At 68.3% G+C, this 23809-nt stretch carries 22 protein-coding genes; 13 read left to right on the plus strand and 9 right to left on the minus strand.

Annotation, left to right across the window (positions count from 1 at the left end):
* Positions 1 to 73 precede the first annotated feature (73 nt).
* Positions 74 to 1867, plus strand: coding sequence for a DEDD exonuclease domain-containing protein (locus ACZ5BU_RS14500; protein WP_465698955.1), 1794 nt, complete (start codon positions 74 to 76; stop codon positions 1865 to 1867).
* Here the strand turns inward: ACZ5BU_RS14500 and ACZ5BU_RS14505 are convergent.
* Complete coding sequence (locus tag ACZ5BU_RS14505) at positions 1864 to 2283, minus strand: hypothetical protein (protein WP_465698958.1); 420 nt, start codon at positions 2281 to 2283, stop codon at positions 1864 to 1866. The genes ACZ5BU_RS14500 and ACZ5BU_RS14505 overlap by 4 nt on opposite strands.
* An 84-nt stretch (positions 2284 to 2367) precedes the next feature.
* On the opposite strand from ACZ5BU_RS14505, the gene ACZ5BU_RS14510 reads away from it, so the two are divergent.
* From ACZ5BU_RS14510 to ACZ5BU_RS14525, 4 genes are all read left to right on the plus strand, one after another.
* Positions 2368 to 3165, plus strand: coding sequence for an MmyB family transcriptional regulator (locus ACZ5BU_RS14510; protein ID WP_465698962.1), 798 nt, complete (start codon positions 2368 to 2370; stop codon positions 3163 to 3165).
* 51 nt (positions 3166 to 3216) lie between these two features.
* Positions 3217 to 3501: an Lrp/AsnC family transcriptional regulator gene (locus ACZ5BU_RS14515; RefSeq protein WP_465698964.1), complete on the plus strand. Its 285-nt coding sequence runs from the start codon at positions 3217 to 3219 to the stop codon at positions 3499 to 3501.
* A gap of 123 nt (positions 3502 to 3624) precedes the next feature.
* On the plus strand, positions 3625 to 7185 hold the full coding sequence (locus ACZ5BU_RS14520; protein ID WP_465698965.1) for a hypothetical protein: 3561 nt from the start codon (positions 3625 to 3627) through the stop codon (positions 7183 to 7185).
* Positions 7186 to 8230: 1045 nt separating this feature from the next.
* A complete protein-coding gene (locus tag ACZ5BU_RS14525; RefSeq protein WP_465698967.1) occupies positions 8231 to 8917 on the plus strand; it encodes a hypothetical protein in 687 nt (228 codons plus the stop codon).
* A 39-nt stretch (positions 8918 to 8956) separates the two neighbouring features.
* Here ACZ5BU_RS14525 and trpD read toward each other — a convergent pair whose 3' ends face one another.
* From trpD to ACZ5BU_RS14540, 3 genes are read right to left on the minus strand one after another with little or no spacing between them, the layout of a single operon-like run.
* Positions 8957 to 10000 (minus strand): anthranilate phosphoribosyltransferase, encoded by a 1044-nt coding sequence (gene trpD, locus ACZ5BU_RS14530; RefSeq protein ID WP_465698968.1) that lies wholly within the window; start codon positions 9998 to 10000, stop codon positions 8957 to 8959.
* Positions 10001 to 10004: 4 nt separating this feature from the next.
* Positions 10005 to 10424, minus strand: a complete 420-nt coding sequence (locus tag ACZ5BU_RS14535) for an Rv3143 family two-component system response regulator (RefSeq protein ID WP_465698970.1) — start codon at positions 10422 to 10424, stop codon at positions 10005 to 10007.
* A gap of 46 nt (positions 10425 to 10470) precedes the next feature.
* Positions 10471 to 11388 (minus strand): cytochrome c oxidase assembly protein, encoded by a 918-nt coding sequence (locus tag ACZ5BU_RS14540; RefSeq protein ID WP_465698972.1) that lies wholly within the window; start codon positions 11386 to 11388, stop codon positions 10471 to 10473.
* Between the two features lie 142 nt (positions 11389 to 11530).
* Between ACZ5BU_RS14540 and ctaE the strand changes: the two genes are divergently transcribed.
* The 4 genes from ctaE to qcrB are packed head-to-tail and all read left to right on the plus strand — an operon-like array spanning position 11531 to position 15715.
* Positions 11531 to 12133, plus strand: coding sequence for an aa3-type cytochrome oxidase subunit III (ctaE, locus tag ACZ5BU_RS14545; protein ID WP_465698974.1), 603 nt, complete (start codon positions 11531 to 11533; stop codon positions 12131 to 12133).
* The gene (gene qcrC, locus ACZ5BU_RS14550) at positions 12130 to 12996 is read left to right on the plus strand and encodes a cytochrome bc1 complex diheme cytochrome c subunit (protein ID WP_465698976.1); all 867 of its coding nucleotides are present in this window, start codon (positions 12130 to 12132) and stop codon (positions 12994 to 12996) included. Before ctaE ends, qcrC begins: the two co-directional genes overlap by 4 nt.
* Complete coding sequence (gene qcrA / locus ACZ5BU_RS14555) at positions 12993 to 14048, plus strand: cytochrome bc1 complex Rieske iron-sulfur subunit (protein WP_465698978.1); 1056 nt, start codon at positions 12993 to 12995, stop codon at positions 14046 to 14048. The genes qcrC and qcrA overlap by 4 nt, the downstream gene beginning before the upstream one ends.
* A 5-nt stretch (positions 14049 to 14053) precedes the next feature.
* A complete protein-coding gene (gene qcrB, locus ACZ5BU_RS14560; protein WP_465698979.1) occupies positions 14054 to 15715 on the plus strand; it encodes a cytochrome bc1 complex cytochrome b subunit in 1662 nt (553 codons plus the stop codon).
* Between the two features lie 45 nt (positions 15716 to 15760).
* Here qcrB and ACZ5BU_RS14565 read toward each other — a convergent pair whose 3' ends face one another.
* A complete protein-coding gene (locus ACZ5BU_RS14565; protein WP_465698981.1) occupies positions 15761 to 16225 on the minus strand; it encodes a MarR family winged helix-turn-helix transcriptional regulator in 465 nt (154 codons plus the stop codon).
* Positions 16226 to 16265: 40 nt separating this feature from the next.
* Here ACZ5BU_RS14565 and ACZ5BU_RS14570 point away from each other — a divergent pair, with 40 nt between their 5' ends.
* Positions 16266 to 17039, plus strand: coding sequence for an alpha/beta hydrolase (locus ACZ5BU_RS14570; RefSeq protein WP_465698983.1), 774 nt, complete (start codon positions 16266 to 16268; stop codon positions 17037 to 17039).
* Positions 17040 to 17089: 50 nt separating this feature from the next.
* Here ACZ5BU_RS14570 and ACZ5BU_RS14575 read toward each other — a convergent pair whose 3' ends face one another.
* The 4 genes from ACZ5BU_RS14575 to ctaC all read right to left on the minus strand — a co-directional run bounded on the left by ACZ5BU_RS14575 (position 17090) and on the right by ctaC (position 21572).
* Positions 17090 to 18337, minus strand: a complete 1248-nt coding sequence (locus ACZ5BU_RS14575; protein WP_465698985.1) for a L,D-transpeptidase — start codon at positions 18335 to 18337, stop codon at positions 17090 to 17092.
* 177 nt (positions 18338 to 18514) lie between these two features.
* A complete protein-coding gene (locus ACZ5BU_RS14580; protein ID WP_465698987.1) occupies positions 18515 to 18910 on the minus strand; it encodes a cytochrome c oxidase subunit 4 in 396 nt (131 codons plus the stop codon).
* A complete protein-coding gene (gene ctaD / locus ACZ5BU_RS14585; protein ID WP_465698989.1) occupies positions 18907 to 20688 on the minus strand; it encodes an aa3-type cytochrome oxidase subunit I in 1782 nt (593 codons plus the stop codon). The genes ACZ5BU_RS14580 and ctaD overlap by 4 nt, the downstream gene beginning before the upstream one ends.
* Entirely contained in the window at positions 20685 to 21572 is an 888-nt protein-coding gene (ctaC, locus tag ACZ5BU_RS14590) for an aa3-type cytochrome oxidase subunit II (protein WP_465698991.1), read from the minus strand. Before ctaC ends, ctaD begins: the two co-directional genes overlap by 4 nt.
* 94 nt (positions 21573 to 21666) lie before the next feature.
* On the opposite strand from ctaC, the gene ACZ5BU_RS14595 reads away from it, so the two are divergent.
* From ACZ5BU_RS14595 to ACZ5BU_RS14605, 3 genes are read left to right on the plus strand one after another with little or no spacing between them, the layout of a single operon-like run.
* On the plus strand, positions 21667 to 22782 hold the full coding sequence (locus ACZ5BU_RS14595) for a cysteine desulfurase family protein (RefSeq protein ID WP_465698993.1): 1116 nt from the start codon (positions 21667 to 21669) through the stop codon (positions 22780 to 22782).
* The gene (locus ACZ5BU_RS14600; protein WP_465698995.1) at positions 22779 to 22991 is read left to right on the plus strand and encodes a sulfurtransferase TusA family protein; all 213 of its coding nucleotides are present in this window, start codon (positions 22779 to 22781) and stop codon (positions 22989 to 22991) included. The genes ACZ5BU_RS14595 and ACZ5BU_RS14600 overlap by 4 nt, the downstream gene beginning before the upstream one ends.
* A gap of 29 nt (positions 22992 to 23020) precedes the next feature.
* The gene (locus ACZ5BU_RS14605; protein WP_465698997.1) at positions 23021 to 23743 is read left to right on the plus strand and encodes an SIR2 family NAD-dependent protein deacylase; all 723 of its coding nucleotides are present in this window, start codon (positions 23021 to 23023) and stop codon (positions 23741 to 23743) included.
* Positions 23744 to 23809: the final 66 nt, after the last annotated feature.

Genomic DNA, 23809 nt, shown 5'->3' on the forward strand with positions numbered 1-23809 from the left:
ATACAGAGAGCCTAGTCGACTCGCAGGCGTGTCACCTGCGGAATTGTCGGTGGCGGCTCCTAGCGTCGTGACCATGACCAGCCCAGGGCGTGCGCACACCACGGATTCGCTGTCTCCGATCCGCGGTGTCCAGCACAGTTTCGACGACCTGGGGACACCGCTGCACGCCATCACGTTCTGCGTCGTCGACCTGGAGACCACCGGCAACCCACCGGGCGAGGGCGGCATCACCGAGATCGGAGCGGTCAAGGTGCGCGCCGGTGAGGTGATCGGTGAGTTCCAGACGCTGGTCCACCCGCCCGAGTCGATCCCGCCGTTCATCGCCGTACTGACCGGCATCTCCGACCTGATGGTTGCCTCGTCGCCCCGGATCGAGTCGGTGCTGCCCGCGTTCCTCGAGTTCGCGCACGGATGCGTGATGGTCGCGCACAACGCGCCGTTCGACATGGGCTTCCTGAAGCACGAGACCCAGGTGCACGGGTACGACTGGCCCGACTTCGCCGTCGTCGACACCGCGCTGCTGGCGCGCCGGGTGATCACCCCCGACGAGGCACCGAACTGCAAGCTCGGCACGCTGGCGAAGTTGTTCCGTACGACGACCACGCCGAACCACCGCGCCCTGTCCGACGCGCGCGCGACCGTCGACGTGCTGCACGGGCTGTTCGAGCGGGTCGGCTCGTTGGGCGTGCAAACGTTGGAGGACCTGCAGACGTTCTCGTCCCGGGTCGCACCCGCGGTCCGGGAGAAGCGCCACCTGGCCGAGTCGTTGCCGCACGCACCGGGTGTGTACCTGTTCACCGACGACCGCGGCGAGGTGCTGTACGTCGGGAAGTCCAAGGACCTGCGCACCCGCGTCCGGTCGTACTTCACCGCCTCCGAGACCCGGAACCGGATCGGCGAGATGGTCGGCATCGCCACCGGGGTCCGCGGCATCGAATGCGGGACGCCGCTGGAGGCCGAGGTCCGCGAGCTCCGGCTGATCGCCGAACACAAGCCGCGGTACAACCGGCGCTCGAAGTTCCCCGAGCGGCAGCACTGGCTGAAGGTCACGGTCGAACCGTTTCCGCGGCTGTCGCTGGTGAAACAGGTCCGCGACGACGGCGCCGGGTACCTCGGCCCGTTCAGCTCGCGGAAGACGGCCGAGCGGGCGATGGCCGCGCTGCACGAGGCGTTCCCGATCCGGCAGTGCACCGCGCGGATGTCCAAGCACCCGTCCCTGTCGCCGTGCGTGCTGGCCGAGATGGGCCGCTGTGTCGCGCCGTGCGACGGGCGGATCTCGGCCGATTCGTACGGTGAGTTCGTCACCGGGCTGCGTGCCGCGCTGACCGCCGACCCGACCCCGGTGGTCGAGGCGCTCGACCGGCGGATCGACGTACTGTCCGCCGACGAGCGGTTCGAGGACGCCGCGGTGCACCGGGACCGGCTGAGCGCGTTCGTACGGAGCTCGGCGCGGATGCAGCGGATGGCGTCGGTGTCCGGGTGCGCGGAGATCTGCGCGGCCCGGCGTACCGACGACGGCGGCTGGGAACTGCACGTGATCCGGCGCGGCCGGCTGGCGGCGGCCGGGTTCAGCCCGCGCGGGACGGATCCGCGTCCGCACCTGGAGATGCTGCGCGCGTCGGCCGAGACCGTACTTCCCGGGATCGGCCCGGTGGCGACCGCGACACCGGAGGAGATCGAGCTGATCCTGCGCTGGCTCGAACTCCCCGGCGTCCGCCTAGTCGAGATGGACGGCACCTGGACCTGCCCGGTCAGCGGCGCCGGCCGTCACGTGGGTCGCCTCGACAATGCCCACTCCGACCTCCACCAGCACCCGACCGAGCGGCGGCGGCACATGCGTCCGTTGGGCCCTGTGCGGGTCGGTTAGGCCTCGACGAACTGGTAGTCGGTGCGGATCCGGCCGTCCGGGGCGAGCAGGAGCAGGTCGATGCCGATGGCAAGCGCCTCTCCCCCGCCGGCAGGCACCATCGCCCAGCGCAACTTCACCAGGTCGTGGAGTACGGCAGCCTCACCATGCGGGACGAATTCGTACTGCCCGGGAGCGACGAACTCGCCGTACGCCGTGCTCACCCGGTGCATGAGCTCCTCGTGCCCGCGGGCCTCGAGGGACGCGGTGACACCGATCTCGGTGGCGCGCTTGACGATCTCCTCCGGCGGTTCGAGGAGATGCACGCCGTCCTCGGTCCACAGTTCCTCGACGGCCTTCCGTCGGGCGTCGGCGTCGGGCTCGTTCCAGACTGCTACATAACGATTTGCCAGCTCTTGGGCTGTGTTGTTGTTCACGTATCCGAGCTTCTCTGGCGCGGTGCCGGCCGGACAATTCCCTTGGCGGTATGGACTGTCGGTGGCATGCGTTAGAACTCTGACATGGGATCCGAGTTGGCGGTGGGGTTGCGGTCGTGGCGAGCGCGGCGGCGGGTGAGTCAGCTCGAGCTGGCGGTCCGGGCCGGGACGACACAGCGGCACGTCAGCTTCATCGAGAGCGGGCGGTCGGTGCCGGGCCGGGACATGGTGATCCGGCTCGCGGAGTCGCTCCAGGTCCCGCTGCGGGAACGCAACCAGTTGCTGGTCGCCGGTGGGTACGCTCCGGCGTACGAGGAGACGCCGTACGACGCGCCCAGCCTGCGGGCGATCCGCTCGGCGTTGAGCGGCATTCTCGAGGGGCATCGGCCGAGTCCGGCGGTGGTCGTCGACCGGCGCGGTGACGTGGTGCTCGCGAACCGTTCGTTCGACGCGCTCGTCGCGGGCGTCGCGCCGTACCTGCTGGAAGGGCCGGTCTCGGTGCCCCGGCTGTTCCTGCACCCGGACGGGCTGGCGCCACAGATCGTGAACCTGGCCGAATGGTCGTGGCACGTGATCGACGGGCTCACCCGGGAGGCGGCACTTGTACCGAACCTCGAGGCGGACCAGCTGATCGCGGAGCTCGTCACGCTGATCCCGCCGCGCCCGATGACCGGGCCGGACCATCTCGGGTTCGCCGTACCGCTGCGGCTGCGCTCCGGCGACGGCGAGCTGCGGCTGGTCACGACGCTGACGAGGTTCGGTACGGCGATCGACGTCACCGTCTCCGAACTGCGGATGGAGGCGTTCCTGCCCGCGGACGAACCGACGGCGCGGGCGCTGCGGGGTCTCGGCCGCACTATGCTTCAGCGGGTTGAGACGTGAGTACAGCGTGAGTTCCGGAACCGGTTCTGAGGATTCTGAGGAGAGGACGGCATGGTCACCGCGATCGTGTTCATCAAGGCCGACGTCGCACGGATCCCGGAGGTCGCCGAGGCGGTCGCCGCCATCGACGGCGTCAGCGAGGTGTACTCCGTGACCGGCGGGCTCGACCTGATCGCGCTCGTACGGGTCGCACGGCACGACGACCTGGCCACCGTCATCCCCGAACACGTCAACCGGGTCCCCGGCGTGCTGAGCACCGAGACGCACATCGCGTTCCGCGCGTACTCCAGCCACGACCTGGAGGCGGCCTTCAGCCTGGGCGAGGAGGGTGTCTGAGAAGCGGTCCGATCGGATCCGGCTGACACGAGCTGAAGTTACGGTTGACCACATGAACGTCTGGGGTCAGTTCCGAGTCGTGCGGGTCCGCGCCTGCACGCCGGCCACACAGCGAGGACGCGGATGAGCAACCCACCCGCCGGCTGGTACCCCGACCCCACCGGGCAGCCCCACAGGATCCGCTTCTGGAACGGCGAGAAGTGGACCAACCAAACCGAACACGAAGACATGGCGGAACAACTGGCCGCCGCGGCCGACGAAACCTCCGCCGACCACACGCCGGCGTCTGACGACCGTGGGCCCACGCCTGCCGATCGTGCTCCGGAGCCGAGCGACCGTGGGGACGGGGTGAGCGACCGTACGTCGTCCTCCCCCGGCACGCCCGCGTCCAACCAGCCGTCGTGGACCAACACCACGCCCACGCCCCAGGAACAGCCGGCGCCCAACCAGTCGTCATGGCCCGCGCCTGACCAGGAACCGCAGCAATGGCCCGGTCAGCAACAGTCGTGGCCCGTCCAGCAACCCGACGCCCAGCAGCAGTGGCCGACGCAGCAGACCGGCGCCGACGCGAACCAGCCAGCCTGGTCCGCCAACCAGCAGCCCTGGGGTGCCGACCAGTTCAGCTCCTACGACCAGCCAGGTGCTGACCAGCACCAAGCAGACAACGCCACACCGCCGCAGCAGCAGTGGACCCGCAACCAGAACCAACCAGCCTGGTCCGCAGACCAGCAACCGTGGAGCCCCGACCAGTTCACGTCATACGACCAGCCCGACGCCGAGCAAACCCAGCTCCCACCCACACAAGAACATTGGCCAACCCAGCAGCCAGGCCCCGACGCCCAGCCGCAGTGGCCGGCGCAGCAGACCGGCGCCACCACGCCCCAGCAGCAGTGGCCCGCGCAGCAGAGCGGCGCCGCCACGCCTCAGCAGCAGTGGCCGGCACAGCAGACCGGTGCCGACGCGAACCAGCCCGCCTGGTCGGCCGAACCGCAACCGTGGGGCGCTGACCAGTTCACGTCCTACGACCAACCCGACGCCGAACAAACCCAGATCCAGCCCGCACAAGAACAATGGCCAACTCAGCAGCCGAACCCCGACACCCAGCAGCAATGGCCAGCACAGCAGCCCGGCCCCACGACGCCTCAGCAGCAGTGGCCCGCGCAGCAGAGCGGCGCCGCCACGCCTCAGCAGCAATGGCCGGCACAGCAGACCAGTGCGGACGCGAACCAGCCCGCCTGGTCGGCCGAACCGCAACCGTGGGGCGCTGACCAGTTCACGTCCTACGACCAACCCGACGCCGAACAAACCCAGATCCAGCCCACGCAAGAGCAGTGGCCATCCCAGCAGCCGAGCTCCGACGCCCAGCCGGGCCCCGGCGCCCAGCAGCAGTGGCCGGCGCAGCAGAGCGGCGCCGCCGCGCCTCAGCAGGAGTGGCCGGCGCAGCAGGCGGGCGGGGACGCGAACCAGCCCGCCTGGTCGGCCAACCAGCAGCCGTGGGGCGCTGATCAGTTCACGTCGTATGAGGAGCCGAACCCGGCGGCTGGGCAGACCCAGATCCAACCGTGGCCTGATGCCGAGCAAACCCAGCAACAGCCGTGGTCCGGTCAGCAGTTCCCGATTCACGAACAGGTAGCGCCTGAGCCCTCCTGGAACGGGTTGCGGTCCGTGCAGGAGGACGGTGCGACTGGTACCGCCTCGGCCGAGCAGTCGGGTGGTGATTGGTGGCAGCCGGTGGAGACCCCGCCACTCTGGGGTGCGGCGCAACCCAGCAACGAGGTACCAGCAAACGACGGGCCGCGCCTTCGAGCCGTCTCGCCGGACCAGTACGCCCAGTCGCAAGCGTCGACGCAGACGGCCGACGTACAACCCGCCGTGCCCGCCTCGAGCGGACCGACCGCGGCTGAGCGTGCCCGCGCAACCTGGGGCGCCCCCGAGCTCGCCCCCGCCCCGGCAGAACACTGGACCCAACGCGACCCCGCCGAAGCAGAAGCAGCCGAAGCCGCCCTGGCCGTCGACGACGACGACGACGACGACGAAATCGAAGCCACCTCCGACCAACCGGCCACCCCAACCCTCCGACTCGCCGCAACCGCAACCGCAGCCGACACCGACGCCGACGCAGCAACTCAAGCGGACGCTGACACCGACCAGCCAGCAGGCGACGCCGGTACGCAGACCGCCGACGTCTCCAGCGCGAGCGCCGCAGGCGCGGCCTCGACGGAAGCGACCGCTGAGAGCTCGGCACAGGACACGGATGAGGCGGCTGCTCGGGCGGCTGATGCCGAGACCGATCAGCAGGCAGCGGAGGATGCCGAGGGACTTGTACTGCCGCCTGACTGGGGTAGCCCCGCGGATGGCGAGCAGGACGACGAGGCCGGTGACGTACCGTCCTGGGGCGTCGAGGCCTCGGACGAAGAGGACCTACAGACCCCCGACGAGGCTGCTCCGCTCTGGACGGTTCCCGAGCAGACGCCCACCACGCCTGAGCCGCCAGTGCAGCTCTGGGGCGACCAGCCCAGCCCCCAGAACCAGCAGGCCGCGCAGCCCGCAGGTAACCAGCAGACCGGGCAGGACCAGCCTGGTAGCGGTCAGCTCTGGGGACCGCAACAGCAGGGTACGGCGGGTGCCGAGGCTGCCCCGGCTGACAACGGCTGGGGTGTCGGCGACCAGCACGGCGTACAGGAATCCGCTCCGTGGGGTCAGCAGAACGGCCAGAACGCCAACCAGGCATGGAGCGGCGGTCAGAGCTGGCCGGTACAAGAGGCTCAGCAGAGCAGCAACGGCTGGGGCGGCGACAACCAGCAGTCCGGTCAGCAGCAGTGGGCCGCCCAGCAGGGCGCGGGTACTCAGCAGGCCCCGCAGCGCGCCTGGGGTGACGACGGCAACCAAGCGTGGGGCGGTCAGACGGACCTGAGCTCCGGCGTCGGCAAGCGCGAGAAGGGCAAGACCAAGAAGTCGAAGAGCCCCGGTGGCGGCGGTCCGTTCAGCGGGAAGCTGCCACTGGTCATCGGCGGTGGCATCGGTCTCGTCCTGGTCATCGTGACCGTGGTGGTACTGCTCACCAGGGGCAACGACAAGACCGCGGACCCGAACCCGACCAGTTCGCCGACGCAGACCACGTCGGCCTCACCGACCGGCGGGACCACTCCCGGACAGTCGAAGAACCCGAAGCTGCACGAAGGCGACAACCGGATCGCGTCGACGGCGATCTCGTTCCCGCGCCGGAACCCGCCGTGGTCGGACCGCAAGCGCCTGGTCCGGCAGCTGCAGAACTCGAACGGCCAGCGCATCGTGCTGACCGAGAAAGCGGTCGACCAGGACGACTGGTCCGCGGACATCTTCGTCGGCGGACTCGGTACGGCGGCCGGCTTCACCGGCGACCCGAAGGCGACCGCGCTGTCGCTGTCGACGCAGCTGCGCGACGACATGTACGGGAACATCCCGGTGACGTTCAAGCCGCTCGCGAACGGTGCCGTGAAACGCTCGGACAAGTCCGGGTGGTTCGTACAGCAAACCGTGACCACGACCGCGGCCAAGGTGACCGACCGGGTGCTTACGCTGACGGTTGCCGTCTTCGACCTCGGTGACGGAACGGCGGTCGCGTACATCAGTGAGATCCCGAACAACCGCCCGGATCTGAGAGAGGCCGCGGCCGAGGCCTACAGAGGAATTCAAGTTGGCTGAGAACGAAGACCCCACCCCGCCGCCGACCCCGTCGGACGGTGCGGATCCATTGGCCGGTACGCCGCAAGCACCACCGGCGCCGGCGCTGCGTCCTGCGCAACCGGAGGACCCGACTGCTTCCGCAGACCCACTGCTCGGCCAGTCGCCCGCGCCCGCACCACCTCCGCCGCCCCAGGCACGCCCCCAACACGCAGCCCCACCCCAACAGCCCCACTGGACCACCCAGCCGGCCGCACAGCCGCAGGGCGGGCAGCCGCAGGGCGGGCAGCTTTGGGGTGGACCGCAGCCCCAACAGCAGGCCGGGCAGCAGCCCCAACCGCGGCCTCAACAGCAGGCTGGACAGCAGCCCCAGCAGCCACCCCAGCAGCAGCCTGGGCTGCCGCCGCAGCCGCCGCAGCAGCAGCGGCCCGGTCCGCAGCATGCTGGGCCACAGCGGCCCGGCGCTCAGTCGGCGAACCCGCAACAGCCGAACCCGCAGCAGCAGCCCGGCCAGCAGCCGGCGCGTGCTCAGCACGCGGCTCCTCCCCAGGGACCGCAGTACGCGGCTCAGCAGCGCCCACCGCAGTCCGGTCCGCCCCAGGGCGGACAGATGTGGGGTGTACAGCCGCAGCAGCCAAGCCAGCAACCTGGTCAACGGCCCGCAGGCTGGCAAGCACAGGCGATGGGACAACAGCCAGGCCAACCACAGCCAGGCCAACCGCAGCCGGGTGGACCGCAGCCAGGCGGACCGCAGTCAAGCCAACCGCACCCACGCGGACCCCAGCCAGGCCAACCGCAGCCAGCGGGACCACAGGCAAGCGGACCGCAGCCAGGCCAAACAAGCAGCCCGCAAGGCGGGCACAACAGCCCCCAGGGCGGCCAGCACGGCGCTCAGCAACGAGCTGTGTTCACCGAGGTGATCGCCCAGGCAGCTGGGCCCAACGTGAAGCCGGCAGGCACTCACGCTCGGGCAGCCGTGCCCAACACGCCGCCAGGGAGCGGGCCCGCCATCAGCCCGGCAGGGAGTGGGCCTGCCATCAGTGGGCGGGCCAGGACTGTCGGCGCCGTGGTGCTCGCGGTGGCTGCCTTGGCGGCTACCGGGCTGAGCGTCGGCTGGATCTGGAACAAGGCCGACGCGACCACCCCGGTAACACTCCCCACGAGCGGACAGCCGTTGGAGACGGTCAGTCCGTCGGTGAAGCCTTCGGCCACGCCGACCCCGGTCGGCAAGGTGCTCGGCACCGAGATGATTGCCGCGAACAACGACTCGATGCCGAACATGAGCTCGGCGTGGAGCAACACGTACGAGCGCACCGGCCTGTTCGGCGGCGCCGCGATCTGGTTCACGGTGCACAGCAACTACGACGGCAAGGGCGCGAGCTGGGGCAACTACACGGCCTTCGGCCAACTCCCGCCGGACATCCCGTACAAGAACTCGGCGGCCGGTCTGAAGGAGGCCGCCATCCAGATCGGCGCGCGAGCGATCAGCAGCCTGTACGGCCCGAAGACCACGATCATGCCGCATCCCACTCACACGGTGCTCACGGTCAACGGCCACCCCGGCCACGAGATCGTCGCCAAGGTGCCGGTCAAGGTGCCGAAGCTGGCCGAGACGTACTCGACCGTGATGATCGCCGTGATCGACCGCGGTGACGGCACCGCGGACGTGTCGATCGCCGACATCGCCGGCTCAACCCCGGCGTGGCAGAACGTCTGGCGCTACAAGGTCAGCCAGATCAAGATCAACCGATAGCAGCTGCGGGCCGGCCCCAACGGCCGGCCCGCAAAGCAATCAGCCGCGAACGTCAGCGCAGGCAGCGATCCACCGGTCCAGCACGTCCTTCGCCGCACCGGAGTCGATCGCCTCGGCGGCCCGGTCCATCCCGGTCCGGATCCGCTCCGTCACGCTGCCGGCCTCAGGCGTGTACGCCGCCAGCGCGGCACCGGCGTTCAGCAGTACGACGTCACGCACCGGCCCCGTCTCGCCATCGACGAGCGCCCGGACGACCTTCGCGTTGTACGTCGCGTCCGCGCCCTTCAGCGCGTCCGCCGACACCGGCTCGATCCCGAGCTCCCGTGGATCCAGCGTGACGGGACCCTCGACGTTGCCGCCGCCAACGGTCCACACCTGTGACGTCGTACGGGTGGTCAGCTCGTCGAGGCCGTCGTCGCCGTGGAACACCAGCGCGTCGATCCCACGCCGTGCCAGCACGCCGGCCATCAGCCCGGCCACCCGCCCGTCCGCGACGCCGACGGCCTGTGCCGACGGGTCGCCCGGGTTCGCGAGCGGGCCGAGCAGGTTGAAGGTCGTCGGTACGCCGAGCTCGCGGCGCGGTACGGCGGCGTTCCGCAGCGCGGGGTGGAACGCCGCTGCGAAGCAGAACGTGATCCCGGCCCGCTCCCCCACCTCGGCCACCTGCGGGCCGGTGAGGTCGAGCGGGATGCCGAGCTCCTCCAGGACGTCGGCAGCGCCGCACGCGGACGACGCCGCCCGGTTGCCGTGCTTGACGACCTTCGCGCCGGCACCCGCGGCGACGATCGCCGACATCGTGCTGATGTTCACCGTGTGGGCCTGGTCGCCGCCGGTACCGACCACGTCGAGCGTCCGGCCCGGCACGCTGATCGGCGTCGCGAACTCGCGCATCGTCCGCACGAGCCCCTCGACCTCGGTGACCGTCTCGCCCTTGGACCGCAGCGCGATCACGAACCCGGCCAGCTGGGCCGGCGTCGCGGCGCCGGACAGGATCTGCTCCATCGCCCACGCGGTGGCGGCGGCCTCCAGGTCCTCGTGCCGCAGCAACGGCCCGAGGACGTGCGGCCAGGTGTAGGCGCTCACGGAGTCAGGAAGTGATGGCGGGGAGTGCGGCCAGCCGCTGCCGGAGCAGGTCGGCGGTGACCTCGGCCAGCTTGATCGGGTCGATCGGGTGCGAGACCGCGCCCTCGGCCCGCGACCAGGTCGCCAGCCACGCGTCCTGCGGGCGGCCGGTGATGACCAGGATCGGCGGGCACTGGAAGATCTCGTCCTTCAACTGCCGGGCGATGCCCATGCCACCGGCCGGAACGGCCTCGCCGTCCAGGACGGCCAGGTCGATCCCGCCCTTGTCCATGGTCTTGATCACGGCCGGCTCGGTCGCGCACTCGACGTACTCGAGCTCGGGCAGATCGGCCGCCGGCCGCTTGCCGAGGGCCAGCCGGACGGACTCCCGCGTCGTACGGTCGTCGCTGTAGACCAGGACCTTCAGCGGACGCTCTGAACTCATCGATCCATCCCAAGCTGTGTACTCGTTAAAGCGGACACCGCGAATGCTACCGGGGCGGCTGTCCGGCCCGGCGAGCCTGTTCCTCCAACCGGTCCAGCCGCCGGTCCTCGCGCCGCGCCTCACGTTGCGATTCGCGAACCCACTGGACGAACAGTACGGCGAAGAACACCACGCCGACGAGGTCGCCCGAACCCCACAACAGGCCGCCCGCGATGTACTGGTCGCGCAGCGGCGACGGCGGCCACGACCGGACGAAACTCGTGTACCAGTCCTCCGCGATCAGCTTGTTCGCGCCCATGATCGTGATCCCGAGGAACGCGTGGAACGGCAGCGTCAGGAACGTCAGGATCAGCCGGAACGGGTAGATCACCCGGCCGGGCACCGGGTCCAGTCCGAGCAGCGGCCAGAAGAACAGCGATCCGACCAGGATGAAGTGCAGGTGCAGCAGGTCGTGCAGCACGGCCGAGCGGAGCGTCGCGTCGTACCAGCCGCTGAAGTACAGCGCCCAGGGGCTGAGGACGAACAGCGTGAAGCCGATCAGCGGGAAGCAGATCACCTTCGCGAACCGCGAGTGCAACACGGAGAGCAACCACTTCCGCGGCCGTCGCGGCAGCGTCCGGAGCGCCAGCGTGACCGGTGCGCCGAGCGCCAGCGCGAGCGGCGTCATCATCGACAGGATCATGTGCTGCACCATGTGCACGCTGATCAGGACCGTGTCGTACGTGCCGATGGCGGACTGGGTCGCGATCACGGCACTGCCCAGACCGACGCCCACGAACGAGAACGTGCGGCCGCGGGACCATTTGTCGCCACGCTTCCGGAGCTTGTGGACGCCGTACAGGTAGAGCGCGCCGAGGACCACGATCACGCCGAGTAACACCGGTTCGAAGGTCCATGCCGTCAGCAACCGGAGCGCGGTCAACGGCTCGATCTGGTCGCCCGGGGCGGCGTGAAGGGGAAGCACGCTTCCACAGTAGGAACAGCCCGTCGGCGACATGCACGGGGGTGGTCGTAGCGCTGAACGCGAGGACCGACATAATGACCGCGTGGCCACTGCAACCGCGCTCCCAGCGTCTCGTGAACACGGTCATGCCGACCGTCCCAGCATGGTCAGTGTCGGCACGATCGTCTGGCTCTCGAGCGAACTGATGTTCTTCGCCGCCCTGTTCGCGGCGTACTTCACGATCCGGTCGGTGACGACCGCCGCCGCAGCTCCGGGAACGGACAACCTCTGGAAGCTCATGACCGAGCATCTGGACGTCCCGTTCGCCGCGGTGAACACGACGATCCTGGTGCTGTCGTCGGTCACCTGCCAGCTCGGTGTCTTCGCCGCCGAGCACGGGAAGGTCGGCCGGAACGGCTCGGCGCTGAACCCGCGGAACTGGGGCATGCGTGAGTGGTTCATCCTCACCTACCTGATGGGCGCGGTCTTCGTCGCCGGACAGGTGACGGAGTACACCGGGCTGGTGCAGGAGGGCCTGACGATCTCGTCGAACGCGTACGGATCGGTCTTCTACCTGGCCACCGGGTTCCACGCCCTGCACGTGACCGGCGGCCTCATCGCTTTCATGTTCGTCCTGGCCAGGACCTACATGGCTCGTAAGTTCACCCACGAACAGGCCGTCTCGGCGATCGTCGTGTCGTACTACTGGCACTTCGTCGACGTGGTCTGGATCGCCCTGTTCGCGACCATCTACCTGCTCAAATGAGTGAGAAGAGAAATCCCTTGTCACCGGCGCGCTTTCTCTCCGCGCGACGACGGCACCGGTCCGCCGGCCTCGTCGTGCTCCTGTTCGGCCTCCTGGCAGTGGGTTCGGCGTACGCCGCCTTCGCCCCTGACAACGCGGTGGCGGACAACTCGGCCCAGTCCCAGCAGATCGAGGAGGGCAAGAAGCTCTTCGCGGTCGGCTGCGCCAGCTGCCACGGCCTGAACGCCGAGGGCGGCACGAACGGCGCGGGCAAGTTCGCCGCTCCGTCGCTGATCGGCGTCGGTGCCGCGGCGGTCGACTTCCAGGTCGGTACCGGCCGGATGCCGGCGATGCAGCCGGGCGCGCAGATCCCGCGCAAGACCCCGGCGTACTCGCAGGAGGAGATCGAGGCCCTGGCCGCGTACGTCGCCTCGCTCGCCCCCGGCCCCGCGGTCCCGGCCTCGGAGTCGTACGACGTGAGCAAGGCCACCGACGAGCAGATCACCCGCGGTGGCGAGCTGTTCCGCACCAACTGCACGGCCTGCCACAACTTCGCCGGCCGCGGCGGTGCGCTGCCGAACGGCAAGTACGCGCCGTCGCTGATGGGCGTCAGTGAGAAGCACATCTACGAGGCCATGCTGACCGGCCCGCAGCAGATGCCGGTGTTCTCCGACCAGGTCATGCAGCCGCAGGACAAGCAGGACATCATCGCCTACCTGAAGGCGCTGCAGAACCAGAAGGACCCGGGTGGCTTCGGCCTCGGCCGACTCGGCCCGGTCTCCGAGGGCCTGTGGGGCTGGTTCGTCGGAATCGGCCTGCTGGTCGCCGTAGCCGTCTGGATCGGCGCCAAGGGCGTCAAGGCCAAGGGAGCGAAGGCCGAATGAGCGACGAGAAGAACCTTCCGGTCAAGGCGGAGGACGAGCACCACGGCACCGCCCTCGAGGTGGCGGAGCCGATCCCGGACCCGGGTCTGGAGCCGCACGAGCCGCGGATCACCGACATCGACCCGAAGGCCGCCGACCGCGTCGAGCGCCAGGTGTCGTCGATGTTCGGCCTCGCGACCGTGCTCGTGCTGGGCGCCTGCGTGGCGTACTTCGCGATCCCGCGGTACTCGATCCTCGAGTTCGGCCCGCTGTCCGGCAACGCGAACAACATGGTGATGGGCCTGTGCATCGGGCTCGCGCTGTTCCTGATCGGGGCCGGCGCGATCCAGTGGGCCAAGAAGCTGATGGTCGACGAGGAGATCGCCGAGGACCGGCACGCCGCGCACTCGTCGCCCGAGCAGATCGCCGAGATCACCGAGGCGTTCAAGCAGGGCGCCGCGGAGTCCGGGTTCGGCCGCCGCAAGATGATCCGGAACTCGCTGATCGGTGCCCTCGGCGCCCTCGGCCTGCCGGCCATCGTGCTGCTCCGCGACCTCGGCCCGCTGCCCGGCCGGTCGCTGTACAACACGATCTGGGCCAAGGGCATCCGGGTCGTCAACGACGTCACCGAGCGTCCGATCAAGCCGTCCGACCTGGTCGTCGGCCAGCTGGTCAACGCGGCGCCGGCGAACCTGGCCCCGATGCAGGAGTCGGACCCGGTCGGCTACCAGAACGCGAAGGCGAAGGCCGCGGTCATCGTGGTCCGGATCAAGCCCAGCGAGATCCGCACCAAGCCGGGCCGGGAGAACTGGGGCGTCGACGGGATCCTGTGCTACTCCAAGATCTGCACCCACGTCGGCTGCCCGATCTCGCTGTACGAGCAGACCACCCACCACGTGCTCTGCCCGTGCCACCAGTCGACCTTCGACCTCTCCGATGCTGCGAAGGTCGTCTTCGGCCCTGCTGCGCGGCCGCTGCCTCAGCTACCGTTGGCAGTGGACAGTGAGGGCTACCTGGTTGCGCAGAGCGGCTTCACCGAGCCGGTCGGCCCGAGCTTCTTCGAACGAGGGTGACAACAGTGTCAACAAACACAGAGTTCCCCGGACCGGTCAAGTGGATCGACGACCGCCTCGGTATCGCGAAGATCGGGAAGAAGAACCTCCGCAAGATCTTCCCGGACCACTGGTCGTTCATGCTGGGCGAGATCGCGCTCTACAGCTTCATCATCCTGATCCTGACCGGCACGTTCCTGACGTTCTGGTTCAAGCCCTCGATGGCCGAGGTCGAGTACCAGGGCTCGTACAGCCTGCTCAAGGGTCTGCACATGTCGGAGGCCTACGCCTCGACGCTGAACCTGAGCTTCGACGTCCGCGGCGGGCTGCTGATCCGGCAGATCCACCACTGGGCGGCGGTGCTGTTCATCGCGGCGATGATGGTGCACCTGCTCCGGATGTTCTTCACCGGTGCGTTCCGCAAGCCGCGTGAGCTGAACTGGCTGATCGGCTTCGGGATGCTGTTCCTCGGCATCATCGAGGGCTTCATCGGGTACGGCCTCCCCGACGACCTGCTGTCCGGTACCGGTCTGCGGATCACCAACGGCATGATCCAGGCGTCGCCGGTGGTCGGCACGTACATGAACTTCTTCATCTTCGGCGGTGAGTTCCCCGGCGGCGACTTCGTCTCCCGGTTCTTCATCGCGCACGTGCTGCTGATCCCTGGCATCATCCTGGGGCTCGTCACGGCGCACCTGTTCCTGGTCGTCTACCACAAGCACACGCAGTACGCCGGTCCCGGCCGGACGCAGAAGAACGTGGTCGGCTACCCGCTGTTCCCGGTGTACACGGCCAAGGCCGGCGGCTTCTTCTTCGTGGTCTTCGGCATCACCGCGCTGATGGGCGCCCTGATGCAGATCAACCCGGTGTGGCTGTACGGGCCGTACAACCCGGCGGAGGTGACCGCGGGCTCGCAGCCGGACTGGTACATGGGCTGGCTGGAGGGCTCGGTACGTATCTTCCCCGGGTTCGAGTCGCATTTCTGGGGCATCACGCTGAGCTGGAACCTGATCATCCCGGCGCTGATCGTGCCACCGGCGTTCGTCACGCTGGTCGCGCTGTATCCGTTCATCGAGGGGTGGATCTCCGGCGACAAACGGGAGCACCACCTGCTCGACCGACCGCGGGACGTGCCGACCCGGACCGGTGTCGGCGTCGCGTTCATCACCTTCTACGCGCTGCTGTGGATCGGTGGTGGTAACGACCTGATCGCCACCCACTTCGGCATCTCGCTGAACCACGTGACCTGGTTCCTCCGGTTCGCGGTGATCCTCGGCCCGATCCTGGCGTTCTGGGTGGCCCGCCGCTGGGCGATCTCGCTCCAGCGCGCGGATCAGGACCGGCTGCTGCACGGTCTGGAGACCGGCGTCATCGTCCGCTCCCCCGAGGGCAAGTACACCGAGAGGCACCAGCCGATCTCGACGTACGAGGCGTACTCGCTCACCGCACGGGACCGCCTCGTGCCGCACGAGCTCGGCCCGGACACCGACGACAACGGCGTCCGAGCCCCGCGCCGCGCGCTCAACAAGGCCCGCGCCGCACTGTCCCGGTTCTACTACGCCGACGCAGTGCAGAAGCCGACCACCCAGGAGCTCGACGAGGCGCGCGAGCACGCTCACGACGCCGACGAGATCCACGAGCTGTCGGAGACGGAGACCTACCGAGAGGTCACCAGCGACCGCTCCTGACGTGGTACCACGCAAAAGGCCCCGGCTTGCCGGGGCCTTTTCGTTTTATCCCAGGGCTTCGGAGACGGCGCCGAGGTAGTCCTTCACCAGGGTCTGCTGGCCTGTGTCCAGGGCCTGGGTGGTGCCGATCAACCGGTCCAGCAGCGGGCCGAAGAACTGCCAGCCGAGGTCCACTGCTCTGTCGGAAACCTGGAGCTGGGCGCTGCGGCCGTCTGTACGGCTCCTGAGGCGTTCTACCTGCCCGGCGGCCTCCAGACGGTGGATGACAGCCGTTGTCGCCTGAGAAGTCATCCCAAGCTGTTGGGCCAGCCAGCTGGGCGTCGCATCCACTCCGGCCCGCTCGGCATCCAGAAGCCGCACCAGAGCCCGTACGTCGGTCCCATGCAAACCGGTCGTCCGAGCGAAGTCCCCGATCGCCAGCTCCAGCTTGAGCGCAACGTCGCGCAGCCGGTGCACCAACTCCAGCGCAGCGGCCCGCTCGGGATCGGCCGGCATCACTCCTTCACGCATACCCTCAATTTACCTCACTCAGTGAGCTATTCTCGGCAACATGAGCTTCCACGACGCGTACGACGCTCTGCTCGAACGGTGGGGCGTACCGCTCGAACACCTCGACATCGCCGGCACCCACGTCATCGCCTGCGGCCCGTCCGACGCCCCGCCGGCCTTGCTGCTCGCCGGCCACGGCGCCACAGCTCCCGTGTGGTTCGCCGTCGCGCCCCGCCTCGCGGAGCGGTACCGCGTCTATGCCCCGGACCTCCCCGGCGACGCCGGCCTCAGCACAGCTCCCCCACCCCGCACCGTCGTCGACCTCATGACGTGGCTGTCCGGCGTCACGAAGGGCCTCGACGAGCCGCTGATGATCGGCCATTCGTACGGCGCCTGGATCGCGCTCACGTACGCACTCGAGGCACCTGTACGGAAGCTGGCCCTCCTCGACCCCACAGACTGCTTCACCGGCCTCAGACCCAGCTACGTGGCCCGAGCCCTCCCGATGCTGCTGCGCCCGTCAGAGGCCCGCTACAAGTCATTCATCCACTGGGAGACCCAGGGCCTCCCCGTAGACCCCACGTGGCTCCAGCTGGCCGCTCTAGGCTCTTGTCAGCCCACAGCACGCCCCGTCAAACCCCAACGCCCCAAGAGCTTCCAAAAGCTGCCTCAGACAGTCGTAGTAGTCGCCGACCGCACCAAGGCCCACGAACCACACCAACTGGCCCAGAGAGCCGCCTCCGCCGGCGCAGCCGTCGTACACCTCCCGACCGCAACCCACCACTCCCTCCCAGCCCTCCACGCCGAAGACCTGATCACTGCGTTGGGCATATGAAACGGCCCTGACACCGGGGTGGGTGCCAGGGCCGTTCAGAGACTGCTGGGTCAGGACAGGGCGGAACCGGCCTTGTAGGCGGCCCAGGTGGTGTTCCAGTCGGTCCAGCCGTTGCCGGGCTCCATGGTTCGGGTGGTGCCGGTCACGGTGACCGGGTCGCCGATCAGGGTCTGGTTGAAGTACCACTGGGCGTCCGCGAGGCTCATGCCGACGCAGCCGTGGCTGACGTTGACGCTGCCCTGGCTGCCGACCGACCACGGTGCGCCGTGCAGGAACTCACCGGAGCTGGTGACGCGCTGGGCCCACTTCACGTCCGGGATGTTGTAGTAGTTCGGGTCGCCGGGCTTGATGCCGACGGTGGCCGCGTCCATCCGCTTGGTCGTGAACTTCTCCATGATCACCTTGACGCCGCTGCGGGTGGTGAACCCGTCCTTGCCGGCGGTGATCGGGATGGTGCGGGCCAGCTTGCCGTTGATCGTGACCGTCATCACGTGCTTCTTCACGTCGACGTGGCTGACCACGGACCTGCCGATGGTGAACTGGATCGTCCGGCTGGCCGTGCCCCAGGTGTTGTTCCCGGCGTTGACACCCTGGGTGTCGACGTTGACGGTCACCTTCGTGCCGGTCGGCCAGTAGTTCTTCGGCCGGTAGTTGACCTGCTTGCTGTTCACCCAGTGCCAGGTGCCGTCGACCGGGACCGAGGTCTTCACCGAGAGCCGCTTCTCGACCGCGGCGCGGTCCTTGACCGGGTTGTTCCAGTAGATCTGGACCGGGTACGCGACGCCGACGGTGTCGTTGTTCAGCGGGGCGATCGAGGCCTTCAGGCTCCTGGAGGCCCGCAGCGTCCTGAAGTTCGAGCTGACCGGCACGGTGGCGCCGTCGGCGCCCTCGGCCGAGCCGTTCAGGGTGTACGTCGCGCCCGGCTTCAGCAGGTCGGCCGACGTCCACTGGGTCTTGTCGCCGTTGAAGTTGCCGGCGACCTCGTCACCGTCGTCGTCCTTCAGCGTGATGGCGGTGAGCTTGCCGCCCGTACTGGTGACCGTGACCGGCTTGTCCGGCTGCACCGACGTGGCGCCCTTGGCGGGCACGACAGCGATGCTCGCGGCCTGGTTGCTCCCCGACGGGGTGGTCGAGTCACCGGGCGTGCTCGAGGCGCCCGGGGTACTGCTCTGCGACGTGGAGGCGCCTGGCGTCGACTGACTGCCGTTGCCGTTCCCGTTGGCCTTCGTGTCGCTGCACGCCGTACCGGCCAGCAGCAGGACACACACGCCCGCCACGGCAAGGCCGTGCTTCCGCACCGAACCGCTCACCATTCCCCAGCTCTCCCCTGTTTAGTCAAACCGCGGTAAGGGTAACCTCCCGCAGCGACATTTCCCTGCATCGCGGTGTTGATCGGGTACCCGTTCGCACTAGACAAGACGCACGAAAACGCCGTCCGGTTCGTTCCCGGACAGCGTTTCTCGTACGAGTCTCAACTAGTGAGCGTGGTCCCCACGGTAGTACTCGAAGATGAAACCGCTCAGTGTGATGATGCCGATCCCGACCCCCGCGATGAACAGCCACCAGCCGAACACGATGCCGAGCACGACCACCGCCAGCGTCAGCCCGCACCACAGCGGCCACCACGAGTACGGCGGGAAGAAGCCGAGCTCACCGGCTCCCTCGACGATCTCCGCTTCCTTGCGGTCCTCCGGACGGGCGTCCATCCGGCGTGCGGTGACGCTCAGGTAGAAGGCCACCAGCAGCGACAGGAAGAACGTCATCACCAGTGCGGTGGTACCGGTGGGGTCCTCCGACATCAGCCAGTAGATCGGCGTGACGACGACCAGGAACACACTCAGGATCCCGAAGACCCAGGCCTCGACCTTCACGCCTCGTCCTTCCCGTCGGTCTCGGTACCGGACTCGTCGAGCCGCTCGGCCAGATGGCCGACCCGGCCCTGGTCCTCGCCCGCGTCCAGCAGGTTGTCCTTACCAGCCCCGTTCGCCGGGTACTCCGCCAGTGCGAGCTCGGCGTGGTGCAGGTCGAACGCCGGGGACTCCGAGCGGATCCGGGGCAGCTTCTCGAAGTTGTGCCGCGGCGGCGGGCAGCTCGTCGCCCACTCCAGCGACCGGCCCCAGCCCCACGGGTCGTCGACGCCGACCGGCTGCTTCTTGCGCGACTTGTAGATGTTGTAGAAGAACGGCAGCATCGACGCGCCCAGGATGAATGCGCCGACGCTGGAGACCTCGTTCAGCGTGGTGAAGCCTTCGTTCGGGCTGTAGTCGGCGTACCGCCGCGGCATGCCCTCGACACCCAGCCAGTGCTGCACCAGGAACGTCGTGTGGAAGCCGATGAACAGCAGCCAGAAGTGCAGCTTGCCGAGCTTCTCGTCGAGCATCCGGCCGGTGAACTTCGGCCACCAGAAGTAGAACCCGGCGAACATCGCGAACACCACGGTCCCGAACACGACGTAGTGGAAGTGCGCGACCACGAAGTACGAGTCGGACAGCTGGTAGTCCAGCGCCGGCGAGGCCAGGATGACGCCGGTCAGACCGCCGAAGAGGAAGGTGGTCAGGAAGCCCACCGACCAGAGCATCGGCGTGTCGAACGACACCGAGCCGCCCCAGATCGTGCCGATCCAGTTGAAGAACTTCACCCCGGTCGGGACCGCGATCAGGAACGTCATGAACGAGAAGAACGGCAGGTTCACCGCGCCGGTCACGAACATGTGGTGCGCCCACACCGCCACCGAGAGGACCGCGATACCGAGCGTCGCGCTGACCAGGCCGATGTAGCCGAAGACCGGCTTGCGGCTGAAGACCGGCAGGATCTCGGTGACGATGCCGAAGAACGGCAGCGCGATGATGTACACCTCGGGATGGCCGAAGAACCAGAACAGGTGTTGCCAGAGTATTGGCCCACCGTTGGCCGCGTCGAAGACATGGGCCCCGAGTGTTCGATCCGCCTCCAGCACCAGCAGCGCCGCCGCCAGGATCGGGAACGCGATCAGCACCAGGATCGAGGTGACCAGGATGTTCCAGGTGAAGATCGGCATCCGGAACATCGTCATCCCGGGCGCGCGCATGGTGATGATCGTGGTGATGAAGTTGACCGCGCCCAGGATCGTGCCCAGACCCGCCATCCACAGACCCATGATCCACAGGTCGCCGCCGACGCCCGGCGAACGCACCGCGTTCGACAGCGGGGCGTAGGCGAACCAGCCGAAGTCGGCCGCGCCGCCCGGGGTGAAGAAGCCGCTGATCGTGATCAGGCCGCCGAACAGGAACAGCCAGTAGCTGAACATGTTCAGCCGCGGGAACGCGACGTCCGGGGCGCCGATCTGGATCGGCATGATCTCGTTCGCGAAGCCGACGAACAGCGGGGTCGCGAACAGCAGCAGCATGATCGTGCCGTGCATCGTGAAGAGCTGGTTGTAGACCTCTTCGTTCACGATCTGCAGGCCCGGCTTGGCCAGCTCGGCGCGGATCAGCAGCGCCATCACGCCGCCGATCAGGAAGAACGCGAACGACGTGATCAGGTACATGTGCCCGATCAGCTTGTGGTCGGTCGTGGTCAGGTACTTGACCAGCAGCTGGCCCTTGCTGCGCCGCCGCGGCAACACGGCGGTGCTACCGATGGCGCCGGTGCGCTCGGCGAACTCGGTCACTTCTGGCCCTCCCCTGAACCGGGAATGGTGGTGGCGTCGGCGCCACCGGTGGCGGCTCCGGTCTGGCCCTTGGCGGCCAGGTCCTTCAGATGTGCGTCGTACTCGTCACGGGAGACCACCTTGACGCTGAAGACCATGCGGCTGTGATAGAGCCCGCAGAGCTCCGCGCACTTGCCCTCGAAGGTGCCGATCTTCGTCGGGGTCAGCTCGAACTTGTTGGTCCGGCCGGGGATGACGTCGAGCTTGAAGTAGAACGACGGCACCCAGAAGGAGTGGATGACGTCCGGCGAGGTCAGGTCGAAGTGGACGGACTCGTTCACCGGCAGCCACAGCGTGGCCGGCCTGTCCATCGTGCCGGTCTCCCAGACGCCCTGCTGCCCGTCGACGGTGTCCTTGTAGTTGAAGGTCCACTGCCACTGCTGGCCCACCACGTTCACGGTGTGCTGCGGGCTGGCGTCCATCTTCGTGACCTGGTTGCCGTGCTCGACGGTGTAGAAGAAGAGCACGCCGATGATCGCGAACGGCGCCAAGGTGTAGAGCACCTCGAGCGGCAGGTTGTACCGCACCTGCCGGGGGGCGTCGTCATTGCGCTTGCGGTACCGCACGCTGACCCAGAGGATCAGGCCCCAGACCATCACGCCGACGATCAGGGCTGCGGTCCAGGCACCGATCCAGAGGCTGCGGATCGCCTCGGTCCGGTCCGATGCGCCCTCGGGCAGACCGAGTCGCTTCCACTGCTCAGTGGTCGCCGACGAACAACCGGTCAGCAGCGTGGTGCCGAGCACCACAGCCGCACCGACCAGCAGGCGTCGCTTCGCCGGACGTGTGGCGCCGGCAGAACTTGCCGGTCGCTCCTCCACTCCGGGCGTGCCGTTCGAACCCACGGGGCGCCTTTCCCTTCCCAAGTGAGACTGACGACCAAACACTACTGGACACCATTCGCGTCCCTGCGCATAGGTAGGGCTTAGCGTTTCCCGTGTGAGCGAGCGTGCGTATCTGGACGCGGCGTCGGCGGAGCCGTTGCACCCGGCAGCGCGCGAAATGTTGCTGTCGGCAGTGGATTCCGGATGGGCCGATCCGGTCCGGCTGCACCACGAAGGCCGGACCGCGAGGCTCCTGCTGGACAACGCCCGCGCGGTGCTCGCGGACGCGGTCGGCGTACGGCCGGACGAGCTGTACCTGACCACCTCCGGTACGGCGGCGATCCAGGCCGGTCTGACCGCCGTACGGTCCGCGCGCCGCCGCGTCGGGACCGCTGTCGTCCACACGGCCGTCGAGCACTCAGCGGTCCTGCACAGCGCCGGGTCCGACGGTGTCGAGGTCGCGGTGGACGTACGCGGCCGAGTGGATCGGGAGGCCTTCAAGGACGCGGTACGGCGACCCGGCGTGGCGGTGGCCGCTGTTCAGTCCGCCAACCACGAGGTCGGTACGAGGCAACCGATCGCAGCGATCGCCGAGGACTGTGGCGACGTACCGCTCTTCGTGGACGCGTCGGCGTCGGTGGGACACGACGTCGTACCGGACGGGTGGTCGGTGCTGGCGGCAAGTGCTCACAAGTGGGGCGGCCCGGCCGGGGTCGGGCTGCTGGCGGTTCGGAAGGGTACGCGGATCGCTCCCGCGTGGCCGATGGACGAGAGGGAGGACGGCCTGTCCCCCGGCTTCCCGAACGTGCCGAACGCACTGGCCGCGGCCGCAGCATTGCAGGCCCGGCTGGCGGAGGCCGAGGAGCTCGACAAACAGCACAGAGCCTGGATCGACGAGGTACGGCATCGTGTGGCCGAGGACATCCCCGACGTAGAGGTAGTAGGCGATCCGGACGACCGCCTGCCGCACATCCTCACGTTCTCGTGCCTGTACGTAGACGGTGAAGCTCTGGTGACCGCACTGGACGCGGAAGGCTTCGCCGTCTCCAGCGGCTCCGCCTGTACGTCCAGCACGCTGCGGCCGTCACACGTACTCGCAGCAATGGGTGTGCTGACTCACGGCAACGTCCGGCTCTCTCTGGCGCGTGACACGAAGCATGACGACGTACGCCGGTTCTGCGCCGTGCTGCCCGGGATCGTGCAGCGGATCCGGGCGGAGGTGGGGATGTGAACGTCGACCTCGACTGCACCGGCCTGCTCTGCCCACTCCCGGTGATCAAACTCGCCAAAACACTACCGACCGTCGCCATCGGCGACACAGTCACAGTCCTGGCCGACGACCCAGCAGCAGCCACAGACATCCCCGCCTGGTGCCGAATGCGCTCCCAGGACCTCGTGTCGGCAACCGAAAACCAGTACGTCGTCCGCCGAACCAAGTGAAACACCACCGAATGGATACCGTCGGGGGTGTGATCGACGCTGAGCGCATCGCTGTGCTGACTGGGGCGGGTATCTCTACTGCCTCGGGTATCCCTGACTTTCGGGGGCCTGAGGGGGTGTGGACGAAGAATCCGGCTGCGGAGGCGATGTTCGACATCGACGAGTACGTCGCCAGCCGGGAGGTTCGGGTGGCTACGTGGAAGCACCGGCTCGCCGTACCGGTCTGGACGGTCGAGCCGAACCCCGGCCACCTGGCCCTGGTCGAGCTGGAGCGGCAGGGCCGGCTGACCGGGCTGATCACCCAGAACGTCGACGGGCTGCACCAGAAAGCGGGTTCGTCACCAGAGCTGGTCCACGAGCTGCACGGCACGGTCTGGTACGTCGACTGTCTGCAGTGCGAGCGCCGGCTTCCCGTGGCTGACGTACTCCCCCGGCTGGAGTCCGGGGACGAAGACCCGGCCTGTGAGGTCTGCGGCGGCATTCTCAAGTCGGCCACGGTCTCCTTCGGTCAATCCCTCGACAGAGCCGTGCTGGACCGAGCCGTCGCCGCGACCGAGGCAGCAGACCTCTTCCTGGCCGTCGGCACCTCTCTGCAGGTCTATCCAGCCGCAGGTCTCTGCGACCTCGCGTTGAACTCAGGCAAGCCGCTGATCATTCTGAACGCGCAGCCAACACCGTACGACGAGCAGGCGACCACGGTGCTCCGTACGCCGATCGAGACCACGCTCCCGGACCTCGTGACCTTACCGTGATCTTCGAGGCCTCCTCACGGTAGAACCAGGGGGCTACCGTCCCCGGCATCAGATGGCGGGGAGGGG

The sequence above is a fragment of the Kribbella sp. NPDC031520 genome, from assembly GCF_055580825.1.